Origin of the sequence: Paraglaciecola arctica (genome assembly GCF_018861065.1) — a bacterium.
In the GTDB taxonomy this organism is placed as follows: Bacteria; Pseudomonadota; Gammaproteobacteria; order Enterobacterales; family Alteromonadaceae; genus Paraglaciecola; species Paraglaciecola arctica_B.
The window spans coordinates 135128-146076 of sequence record NZ_JAHKQO010000007.1 but is presented as its reverse complement, the minus strand read 5'-3'; the positions used below and the strand labels follow the sequence as shown (position 1 = coordinate 146076).

General features: G+C 40.3%; 11 protein-coding genes. 9 read left to right on the top strand and 2 right to left on the bottom strand.

Annotation, left to right across the window (positions count from 1 at the left end):
* The first annotated feature begins 108 nt into the window (after nt 1-108).
* The 4 genes from aroK to KO534_RS02840 all read left to right on the top strand — a co-directional run bounded on the left by aroK (nt 109) and on the right by KO534_RS02840 (nt 4239).
* Entirely contained in the window at nt 109-624 is a 516-nt protein-coding gene (gene aroK, locus KO534_RS02855) for a shikimate kinase AroK (protein ID WP_215927021.1), read from the top strand.
* A gap of 39 nt (nt 625-663) precedes the next feature.
* Complete coding sequence (gene aroB / locus KO534_RS02850) at nt 664-1731, top strand: 3-dehydroquinate synthase (protein ID WP_215927019.1); 1068 nt, start codon at nt 664-666, stop codon at nt 1729-1731.
* A 71-nt stretch (nt 1732-1802) separates the two neighbouring features.
* The gene (locus KO534_RS02845; protein ID WP_215927017.1) at nt 1803-3332 is read left to right on the top strand and encodes an SPOR domain-containing protein; all 1530 of its coding nucleotides are present in this window, start codon (nt 1803-1805) and stop codon (nt 3330-3332) included.
* Nucleotides 3333-3405: 73 nt separating this feature from the next.
* A complete protein-coding gene (locus tag KO534_RS02840) occupies nt 3406-4239 on the top strand; it encodes a Dam family site-specific DNA-(adenine-N6)-methyltransferase (RefSeq protein WP_252731920.1) in 834 nt (277 codons plus the stop codon).
* Between the two features lie 61 nt (nt 4240-4300).
* On the opposite strand, the gene KO534_RS02835 is transcribed toward KO534_RS02840, so the two are convergent.
* Entirely contained in the window at nt 4301-4603 is a 303-nt protein-coding gene (locus KO534_RS02835) for a hypothetical protein (RefSeq protein WP_354667898.1), read from the bottom strand.
* 191 nt (nt 4604-4794) lie between these two features.
* On the bottom strand, nt 4795-5478 hold the full coding sequence (locus KO534_RS02830; protein WP_215927013.1) for a TorF family putative porin: 684 nt from the start codon (nt 5476-5478) through the stop codon (nt 4795-4797).
* Between the two features lie 319 nt (nt 5479-5797).
* Between KO534_RS02830 and rpe the strand changes: the two genes are divergently transcribed.
* From rpe to KO534_RS02805, 5 genes are all read left to right on the top strand, one after another.
* Entirely contained in the window at nt 5798-6469 is a 672-nt protein-coding gene (gene rpe / locus KO534_RS02825; protein ID WP_215927011.1) for a ribulose-phosphate 3-epimerase, read from the top strand.
* Nucleotides 6470-6520: 51 nt separating this feature from the next.
* Entirely contained in the window at nt 6521-7525 is a 1005-nt protein-coding gene (trpS, locus tag KO534_RS02820; RefSeq protein WP_215927009.1) for a tryptophan--tRNA ligase, read from the top strand.
* Between the two features lie 24 nt (nt 7526-7549).
* The gene (locus KO534_RS02815; RefSeq protein ID WP_215927007.1) at nt 7550-8176 is read left to right on the top strand and encodes an anthranilate synthase component II; all 627 of its coding nucleotides are present in this window, start codon (nt 7550-7552) and stop codon (nt 8174-8176) included.
* Nucleotides 8177-8305: 129 nt separating this feature from the next.
* Entirely contained in the window at nt 8306-9469 is a 1164-nt protein-coding gene (locus KO534_RS02810) for an HDOD domain-containing protein (RefSeq protein WP_215927005.1), read from the top strand.
* A 257-nt stretch (nt 9470-9726) separates the two neighbouring features.
* A complete protein-coding gene (locus tag KO534_RS02805; RefSeq protein WP_215927003.1) occupies nt 9727-10947 on the top strand; it encodes an aspartate aminotransferase family protein in 1221 nt (406 codons plus the stop codon).
* Nucleotides 10948-10949: the final 2 nt, after the last annotated feature.

Below are 10949 nucleotides of genomic sequence, written 5' to 3'. Positions count from 1 at the left end.
AAACTGAGATAATCCCGCATCGAAATTTTCGACGAGGTCTGGTTAATCCATAAAAGGGTAGCCGCACGAACTTTCTACCCCTTAAACATAGTTGTGAAATAAGCAAAAATGGCTGAAAAACGTAATATATTCCTTATAGGCCCAATGGGTGCTGGTAAAAGCACTATTGGTAGGCACCTTGCAGACGAACTTCATTTAGAATTCTTTGACTCTGATCAAGAGATCGAGAGACGTTCAGGCGCAGATATCGCTTGGATATTTGATCTTGAAGGGGAAGAAGGTTTTCGTCTACGTGAAGAAAACATCATTAACGACTTAACTGATAAACAAGGCATCGTTTTGGCGACAGGCGGCGGTTCTGTAGTCAGTAAGAACGTTAGAAACAGGTTATCAGCGCGAGGCATAGTAGTATATTTACAAACTACTATCGATAAACAAGTCGCTAGGACTCAGCGTGATAAACGACGTCCACTATTGCAGAAAGATGATCCGGAAACCGTATTGCGTAATCTAGCTGAAGAACGCAATCCATTATATGAAGATGCTGCCGATTACATTGTTGATACCGACGACCAAAGTGCTCGCGCCGTAGCTAACCAGATCATAGCAAAAATAGGTCTATAACTCCTCTTTCTTATATAGCAATAATAGGGCTAGCTACTTATGGCAACACTTACAGTTGAGTTGGGTGAGCGTAGCTACCCTATATTGATTCAAGCTAATCTGCTTGATGATCCTCAGGTTTTAACTTCACATCTGCTCACCAAAAAAGTAGTAGTGGTGACAAATGACTTAGTTGAACCACTTTATTTTCCCATTGTCAGTCGAGCTCTAGCTGGATATGAAGTCAGCAAAATTGTGGTACCCGATGGTGAGCAACATAAAAACCTAGAAAGCTTTGAGATGGTAATCTCGAAATTGTTAGAAATGTCGGCAGGCCGTGATACCACCTTAATCGCATTAGGTGGCGGAGTGATAGGTGACCTAACAGGTTTTGTAGCTGCCAGTTTTCAGCGTGGGATGCCGTTTATTCAGGTTCCAACCACTTTATTGTCTCAAGTTGATTCTTCAGTAGGGGGAAAAACCGCAGTTAATCATCCCTTAGGTAAAAATATGATTGGTGCGTTTTATCAGCCTAAGGCGGTTTTAATAGACACCAACAGCTTGAGTACCTTACCCAAACGTGAATTTGCGGCAGGAATGGCTGAAGTGATCAAGTACGGTGTGATTTATGATCCCGAGTTTTTTGTATGGTTAGAAGACAATCAACAAGACATTAAGCAGCAAAAACTATCAGCACTGCAATACATGATTGCCAGATGTTGTGAAATCAAAGCCGAAATTGTGGCCATTGATGAAAGAGAGTCAGGTTTAAGAGCCATACTCAATTTAGGCCATACTTTTGGCCATGCTATTGAAGCAGAACAAGGCTACGGTAACTGGCTACATGGCGAAGCTGTCGCAGCAGGCATTGTTCTTGCTTCTGCAGTAGCAACTAAGATGAATTGGCTCGAAGCGTCAGAATTAAGTCGCATCGAATCTTTGCTGCAAGCATTTGATTTACCAACGATTGCACCTAGTGATATGACTTACGACGACTTCGTTCGACATATGCGTCACGATAAAAAAGTGCAAGCTGGTCAACTATTTTTTGTCATTCCAAAGGGAATTGGCAAAGCAGTTGTTACAAATGAAATTTCAGACGAGGTGTTACGCGCCATTCTTGCTTAGGACTTAATTTTGATTGTTATAATTATGGGGTTTGCATCCTAGTAACAATCTTTTCTACCTAGGTACATACAATGGCAGCGTCAGAATTCAACAATCGCTTAGACTATCTAATTAGTTACTCTTCTCAACTTGTGTTTGTGTGTAGTGATAAAATACGCCAGCAATCACAAGTTGTAGAAAGTTTTTTAGCCCATCAAAATGAACAAGCTGATCTAGCTTTATTAACAGCCAACGAACTCACCCCATTAGTGGTCTATCGAGAGAAGTTGTTTCGCCAACTTATTAGCCAAAATCAAAAAGCGGACTTTAATCGACCTCTGAATCAATTATTGGCGCCTCTAAATAATCATAGTGGTCCCATTTTGGTCAGTGTATTTCACGCCGAAAGACTCCCAGACAAGTTGGTTAAAGAGTTGTGGGATTTAGTATTACAAAGTCGTTTTGCCAACAATAAACAGCACCTCAATGTGCTGTTGATGGGTTTATCTAATTGGGCTGAAACAGCCAAGGCTAGTTTAGGAACCCGTTCCAAAGAACAGCCCATCATGTTAAACAGTCAAACTCAAATTCAGCAGGCTGAAACCGACGAATTTTCTGATTTAGAAACCTTTATTCAAGATAAACGGAAAAAGTTTGCTCAGCGTATTGAAGAGCGTCAATTTCACGATTACGAGTCTAAACCAATTTATAAAAAATGGGGAATGGCCACCTTATTTGGTATGGCTTTTTTGGTTGTTTTTTCAGGAATATTAGGCTGGCAATACCCTGAAAAAGTAGCAGGCATTTTGGCTTATTTTAGCGGACAACAAACACTCGTAGCTGAACCATTAAAAACGTCTACTCTCCCCAACAAAGTCGAACCTTTAACAGCAGAGGTATCTCAGGCACCTCTACAAATAACGGCTGAATTAGTAGCCCCTATCGAGCAGCCAATTGTTAAGGAAACCCTCACCAAAGATAAATTGATCACCGATTGGACGTCAGCTAGCGCCAAACTTAAACAACAATCAAACAAAATACTTCTACAAACCAATAGTACCGAAGACGTAGTAGATGTACCTGATGTTGTTGATGACCATACGACACCATTAACTGAGACTTTACCACAGCAAAAAATGACTGAAGTAACCGAGGCTACCAACAGGGTTAACGATTACAAGGTTGAAGATATAGCTGAATTAGGTTCAATCCTTGATCAACAAAAGCTTAGTGTGGAAGCCGTTGATAGCTTAAATCTCGCTGCCACGGTCGATTCCCCAGATAAAACGCAACAAAAGCCAATATCAAGAGTGTTAACCGCCACCCCAGAATTAGTGCTATCACTGCCCAGCAACCACTATGTGATTCAAATAGCAGCAATGGCTAACATCAGCATTTTGCAAGAATACGTTTCTGACAATCAGCTCAGCCAAGAACTGTGGTTATACAAGACCCAACGTTATGGAGGTGATTGGTATGTATTGTTGAAGAATCAAGATTTTGGTTCAATAGAAGCGGCCAGAGCAGAAATAGCCACTTTATCAGACGCTATGTTAATGAATACGCCTTTTGTTAAGCGCATGACTCAAGTAAAACAAGAAATTACTAGCCCTAGGCGTTAAGCTATTTGTTGTTTTAGCTCAGTGCCGTTACAATTCGGCCTGATAAATTAGCGGCTCTGACTTGGTTAAAAAATTGGCAGTAACAAAAGATAAAAAAAACAGAGCCTTTTTGAAGTGGGCCGGAGGCAAATACAGCCTAATCGAAGACATAAACGCTAAACTTCCGGAGGCGAAAAAGCTCATTGAACCATTTGTTGGAGCGGGTTCGGTATTTCTCAACACCAATTATTCTAAATACTTACTCAACGATATTAATCCTGATTTAATCAACTTATACAATATCGTGAAAAATCGCTCTGCTGACTACATCACAGACAGCTCTGAATTTTTTACGCCAATCTATAACGAAGAAAAACGCTATTATTTGATGCGTCAAAAATTTAATGATAGTAACGATATCTACGAACGCGCTGTATATTTCCTGTACCTAAACAGACATGGCTACAACGGATTGTGCCGTTATAACAATAGCGGCAAATTTAACGTGCCTTTTGGTAGATACAAAGCCCCTTATTTTCCCGAAAAAGAACTCTGGTACTTTGCTGAGAAATCTCAACTTGCTACCTTTACTTGCGATTCCTTTGAAAAAGTATTCGCTAGAGCCAGAAAAGGCTCAGTCATATATTGTGATCCTCCTTATGCCCCCATCAGCAAAACCGCTATGTTTAATAGTTATGCTAAGGGTGGGTTTACCCTGGACAACCAATTAAAGCTGGCGTCTTTGGCGCGTCGCACAGGTCACACTCGCAACATTCCCGTATTGCTAAGTAATCACGATACAGAATTTACTAGAGACATTTATCAAGGCGCTGACATGACACAACTTCAGGTGAGTCGTTTTATTAGTCAAAATGGAAGTACTAGATTAAAGGTGGCAGAACTCTTGGCTCTCTATCAAACTAAATAACTGTAATAAGTTATGTATCAACAGCGAATTGGGAGTCATTTCACTTTGATGGCATAAAAATTTAAGCTTCTTTATTTCCAAAGCGTGATAATAGCTCAAGTAAATCAATGAAATGGAACTGATAAGAACTTGAACGGCCAGTAAACCATTCAGACCAACTTACTCCTTGCTGCTGTTCGTTTGCACATCTATTTATGGGGTGACTAACAGGTAGCTCATGATCCAAAACAGCATTTTCTAGGCTTCCACAAAACGCACTTCTATCATTTAAAGAAAGCTGAGAAAAATTCAATATAGCAACAACGGCTAAACCCGTTAAGGTCATTCCAGTTAGGGTAAATAACGATTTTGAATACCTTTTCACAGTGTTATCCGCGATCCGCGTTGAAATATTTGGTGACATTATACCTGTGATGGAATTATCAACAACTGTGCTTTATCTGAATAGTTAGGTCATTCACCGCTTGTTACAATAACCTAACACAATATTTAGTACTCAAAACGAAAAAGGAGTGCCTAAGCACTCCCTCTAACTAAACAACAGTTGTAGCGATACTAGAAACTAGTACCCCAACTAACTGCAAAGTTGGTGTCGTCGCTTCCAGACTCTTTGTCTGCTTTTGAGATAGTTAAGGTAAAATCGCCTTTTCCTAAATCAAGTTGGAAGTGACCATAATCGACATCAATACTGGGTGTATCAAAGTCATAGTAACCATAAGTAAGACCTAAGGTATAATCGTTACTCAACTCAAAACCGTAACTAACGTTATAGTACAAATCGCCAGTACCAAAAGGTACATCGTCATCTGCATCACTGTTAATAGTGTATGCTACACCGAAACCTAAATCACCAAAACTACCGTTTAAGTAGATTTCGCCAAAATTACTGTCTTCGTACCCCGTTGCTGGATAATAGTAATAGATATAGCCAACATCGTAACCAAAATCACCTGCTTCCCCACCAAATCCTGCATAGAAATCAACTTCTGCACCTTTGTCATCAGAAGTTTCATCAGACCAATCAATTGTGCCAATCCATGTACCTGCATAGAAACCGCTTTCGTTTGAGTAATCTAAACCACCAGATAATGAAGGTGCGTTTCCACTTTGGGTGACGCCACGCCATAAGTAGTTACTTGTCGCACCAAAATTAGACTCGACGTCAGCTAGTGCAACTTGACTAAAACTAGATGTTGCTAAAACAGCGGCGGCGATAGAAGTAATTTTTAAAGTTTTCATGTGTGTACTCCGTTAGTATTTTTATATTTTTCAGTAATGAACGTTGGCTTTCTGTCATATTATTTTTATTTATTAACTCCATAACGCAAATCTGATGCCTAATTGCGGGCAACTAAAAAGCCCCCTTACATCTAGTCCTAACGCGCTGTTTTTATTGATTAATTTTGATAAAAACAAAGTGATAATAAATATTTTATGTATTTTTTAGAAAAGAGAAGTGCACCATAAATGAACAATATTTCACTAATGGTGCAGATAGGGAGCTTTTGTCTATTTGGATTTTTCTGTAAAGTATCGGCTTTTATCGCCAAGGAAAATAATGAAACCTTATTTGATCGCCCCCTCTATTTTATCCGCTGATTTTAGCAAGTTAGGTGAAGAGGTAGACAAGGTCTTGGCCGCGGGAGCTGATATAGTGCATTTTGATGTGATGGATAATCATTATGTACCCAATCTAACAATCGGTCCTTTGGTGTGTAAGGCATTACGTAAATATGGCATAACTGCAGATATCGATGTTCATCTCATGGTAAAGCCAGTTGATGACATGATTAAACAGTTTGCCGACGCCGGAGCGAGTTATATTAGTTTTCATCCGGAAGCATCACAGCATGTGGATAGAAGTCTGCAACTGATTATAGATTCAGGATGTAAACCAGGTTTAGTATTTAATCCTGCCACTCCTTTACAACATCTAGATCATGTAATGCATAAACTACATCATATTTTGTTAATGTCTGTTAATCCTGGTTTTGGAGGTCAATCTTTTATTCCACAGACTTTAGAAAAACTATTACAAACCCGAGCATTAATTGATCAATCAGGGTTTGATATTCGATTAGAAATTGACGGCGGCGTAAAAGTCGATAATATTCGCGCCATCGCAGAAGCGGGAGCCGATATGTTTGTAGCTGGCTCTGCCATTTTTGACCAAGCAGACTATCAACTAGTCATTGAGCAAATGCGCTCTGAACTTGCTTTGGTCAATTAGCTTTTCTTTTAACGCTATTTTTTTAACATTATATAAGTAGAACAAATTATCATGACAAAACCAATTGTACTCAGCGGCTGCCAACCTTCAGGTCAACTCACCATTGGCAATTATATGGGTGCACTACGTCAGTGGGTCGCAATGCAAGATGACCATGACTGTTTATATATGTTGGTTGACTTACACGCTATCACCGTAAGACAAGATCCTAAAGCCTTGCATCAAGCCTGCTTAGACGGATTAGCTCTTTATATTGCTTGTGGAATCGATCCGGCCAAAAGCACGATTTTTATGCAATCTCATGTACCTGAACATGCGCAATTGGCTTGGTTGATGAATTGTTATACACAAATGGGTGAACTGAATCGTATGACTCAGTTTAAGGACAAGTCTGCAAAAAATGTCTCAAACATTAACGCTGGGTTGTTTTCGTATCCTGTATTAATGGCTGCGGATATATTGTTATATCAAGCGAATCAAGTGCCAGTAGGCGATGACCAAAAACAACATCTTGAACTAGCAAGAGACATTGCCACGCGTTTTAATAATGTATATGGCGAAACATTTAGCATACCGGATCCGTACATCCCTGAATTTGGTGCACGAGTGATGAGTTTGCAAGATCCGACTAAAAAGATGTCGAAGTCAGACGACAACGTCAACAACTTTGTTGGCCTTCTAGAAGATCCCAAAAAGATAGCCAAGAAAATAAAACGCGCTGTAACGGATTCAGACGACCAAGCACGTATTTACTTTGATGTAGCCGAGAAACCCGGTGTCTCGAATTTACTGAGCCTTTTGTCATGCGCCACCAACACCCCCGTAGAGGCCTTGGTTCCAGGCTATGAAGATAAAATGTACGGTCACCTAAAGTCAGATGTTGCAGACGCTGTGGTGGCATTAATCGAACCTATTCAGCAAAACTTTAAGGCGCTACGGGACGATCAAAGCGAACTAAACAGAATCATGCGTCAGGGTTCTGAAAAAGCTAGCCAACGGGCAGCGGTTACACTAGCAAAAGCGTATGAAGCGGTAGGTTTTGTTAAACGCCCTTAAATTACGCGGTGATTAAGCGCTACTATGCTGCTGTTGATAGACAACTATGATTCCTTTACCCACAATTTAGCTCGCTACTTTGAAGAGTTAAAACAAGAGGTATTGGTGGTTCGCAACGATGAAATAAGTTGCCAACAAATAGCAGCGTTAGCACCCGAATATTTAGTATTTTCACCCGGCCCCGGCACGCCACATTCAGCCGGGGTGACACTTGAAGCCATCAAAACTTTTTCTGGTAAGATCCCAATTTTAGGTGTGTGTTTAGGACATCAAGCAATAGGGCTCGCTTTTGGTGCAAACCTAGTTAACGCACAACAAATTAAACACGGCAAAACCTCTCAAATCCAACACCAGCAGTCCGTTTTGTTTAATGGTATTCAGCATCCTTTTACGGCCACCCGCTACCATTCACTGGTATTAGAAACAACTAGCATCCCAGAAGAATTCGAAATAACCGCTTGGTGCTTCAATAATCAAACTGAAAATATTGAGTTAGAACATATATCTAAACAAGCTGAAGTGATGGCGATTGAGCATAAAACCCTAGCAATCTATGGTGTACAATTTCATCCAGAATCTCTATTAACTGAATTTGGACATCACATACTAAACAACTTCATTTACAGCAAAATTTCGACTAAAGCACTATAGTCTCAGTGTAGAAATTCCAAAGTATTAATGTAACATTGCCCGTGAATTTTGATGGACAAACTATACGGAATATTTCGACTCAAAATTCAGCAACCGCATTCAAAGCATTTTCAAAAGAAACAACTATTAATGACTACAGTTACACAGGCCGAAAAATTAGTTAAACAACGCTTTGAGGCGTTATTTTTAGATGCAAAATCAGCACAACAAACCCTTAGCGGTGAGGGCAAACCAGCACAAAACGTAGTTGAACTTGAACAAAGTAAAACGGCTCGGTCACTGCTGCGTGTCGAAAAACAGGCCATTCGCGAAAAAGACCTCAACACTAAGTCCGATCTTAGTTTCCTAGAAAATATATCTGAACAAATAGATACCGAAGTAGCAAAGCGCCTTGAAGAAAGTGTAAAAGACACCGAGCACCTGTATTCGAAAATCATAGGAATTGACCCAGCGCTACCTAAGTTACTCGATTTAGTGGGTGTTAAAGCCGCTACCATTTCAAAAATCGAACCACTTGCTGGCGAATTGCCTTGGTTTTTTAATGATTTGATGAGGTTTGTGAATCAACCTAAATATCGACGTTTTGATAATAATGGCAAAGCTATAATCGTAGAAACCATGCGAGTCGGATTGAGTTTTTTTGGCTTAGAAAATCTCATTATCATACTCACTTCCCTAGCTTTCAAACGTTCGCTGCCGCAAATAACCGACCCCTATCCACAGATAAAACTGCGAATTTGGGAAGAAGCCCTGGCAACGGCCATTTCCTGCAAACAAATAGCATCGTTAGTGGGAGTCAATCAAAACCATGCTTTTTGCCTTGGCATGTTACAAACCATGGGCAAAATAGTCGTCTCAAAATTGTATTTTAGGTTGTTCGAAAACGTGCTCCGTGAAGCGCTAAGAGAAACACAACTCGCACAAAAGCATGAAGAACACTCAGCATTGACAAGGATTACCCCATCTGGCCCGTTTCTTAACCAGTTAATCGATAAACATGCACTCACTGTTAGCGCTAATCTGATCGAGAAAATGGCCATGCAACGCGTGTTTATCGCCAACGCTATGTTTGAAATAGCCAATAATGAATCTCAGGTAGAGTTGTCACCCTTGGCATTAGTATTAAAACAGGGTAAAGCCTATGCTCAGTATCGTATGTTAAAAGGACATAGACTTATTGACCTACAACAGTCTAAGGACTTTTTACGCACAATACGGATGCCTAAAGGCTCACTCGAGTTGCTTAAAATAACTGATATGCGTTCTCTTGATGCAATAATGAGAAACGATTAATTTTTTAAGCATATTCATGCAAGTTCTTTTCAATTATTAAAAAGGCCAATAGTGGTTTACAGTATTGGCCTCATCTGACACAACCAATAACAATAACTTTACCCTTGAATAGATAGTTATTCACAAATCATGCAAAACTAGGTGAACCCCTTTAAAAATGCTGCTTTGCATTTAATATCCCTGAAGACAAGCGCTAAACCTTCTGCCATACTATCGCTCTTTTTTAAGCCAAAATTTGACACTTGAAAGGCAATAGTATGAATGTAACTCGCGACTTGTTTAATGACGTAATGGTTCCAAACTACAATCCAGCAGCAATTATTCCAGTAAAGGGATTGGGCTCGCGCTTATGGGATCAAGCAGGTACCGAATACATAGATTTTGCTGGAGGCATTGCGGTTAATGTATTAGGGCATTGCCATCCAGAACTTGTTTCAACTTTAACAGAACAAGGGCAAAAACTTTGGCACTTAAGCAACGTGCTTACAAATGAACCTGCGCTTCGCCTAGCCAAAAAGTTAACTGATGCCACCTTTGCTGATAAAGTATATTTTGCTAATTCAGGAGCAGAAGCCAATGAAGCGGCGCTAAAACTTGCGCGCCGTTTTGCACTAGACAACAGTGGTGAACAAAAAGATCAAATTATATCTTTTAAACAAGGTTTTCATGGACGCACCTTTTTTACAGTAACAGTGGGTGGGCAAACCGCTTATTCAGACGGATTCGGCCCTAAACCCGGCGCCATTGAGCATGCAGACTATAATGACTTAGCAAGTTTAGAAACATTGATATCCGACAAAACCTGTGCGGTTATGATGGAACCTTTGCAAGGCGAAGGCGGTATCATCAGTCCTAACCTAGATTTTATTAAAGGTGTGCGAGCCTTGTGTGATAAACACAACGCACTACTTATTTTTGACGAAGTGCAATCAGGTGTAGGCCGTACCGGCGACTTATATGCCTATATGGGACTTGGCGTCACTCCAGACATACTCACCACGGCTAAAGCTTTAGGTGGCGGTTTCCCAATTGGCGCGATGTTAACAACCACAGAGATTGCTAAACATCTGAAAATAGGTACTCACGGAAGTACATATGGCGGCAATCCTCTTGCATGTGCAGTAGCCGAAAAGGTGTTGGATATAGTTAACACTTCAGAAGTATTAGATGGCGTAAAACGAAAAGAACAACTTTTCCGCAAAGGTTTAGAAGCGATCAATGCTAAGTACCAATGTTTCTCAGAAATCCGTGGGCAAGGCCTATTATTAGGCGCTGCACTTAATGAAAAATTCGCAGGTAGAGCCAGAGAGTTTTTAGTCGCTTCAGCAGATGAACAATTAATGTGTTTGATTGCAGGCGCTAATGTAGTGCGCTTTGCTCCATCATTGATTATCCCAGACGAAGATATTCAAGAAGGCCTAGTACGTTTTGAACGTGCTGTTGAAAAAGTAGTTGGCGCTGACGTCTCCTCTAAGTGAGT

Coding starts and splice junctions, on each gene's coding strand:
- trpS (WP_215927009.1), top strand. CDS start 6,521: ATGACAAAACCAATTGTACTCAGCGGCTGCCAACCTTCAGGTCAACTC.
- KO534_RS02845 (WP_215927017.1), top strand. CDS start 1,803: ATGGCAGCGTCAGAATTCAACAATCGCTTAGACTATCTAATTAGTTAC.
- KO534_RS02810 (WP_215927005.1), top strand. CDS start 8,306: ATGACTACAGTTACACAGGCCGAAAAATTAGTTAAACAACGCTTTGAG.
- aroB (WP_215927019.1), top strand. CDS start 664: ATGGCAACACTTACAGTTGAGTTGGGTGAGCGTAGCTACCCTATATTG.
- KO534_RS02805 (WP_215927003.1), top strand. CDS start 9,727: ATGAATGTAACTCGCGACTTGTTTAATGACGTAATGGTTCCAAACTAC.
- KO534_RS02830 (WP_215927013.1), bottom strand. CDS start 5,478: ATGAAAACTTTAAAAATTACTTCTATCGCCGCCGCTGTTTTAGCAACA.
- rpe (WP_215927011.1), top strand. CDS start 5,798: ATGAAACCTTATTTGATCGCCCCCTCTATTTTATCCGCTGATTTTAGC.
- aroK (WP_215927021.1), top strand. CDS start 109: ATGGCTGAAAAACGTAATATATTCCTTATAGGCCCAATGGGTGCTGGT.
- KO534_RS02815 (WP_215927007.1), top strand. CDS start 7,550: ATGCTGCTGTTGATAGACAACTATGATTCCTTTACCCACAATTTAGCT.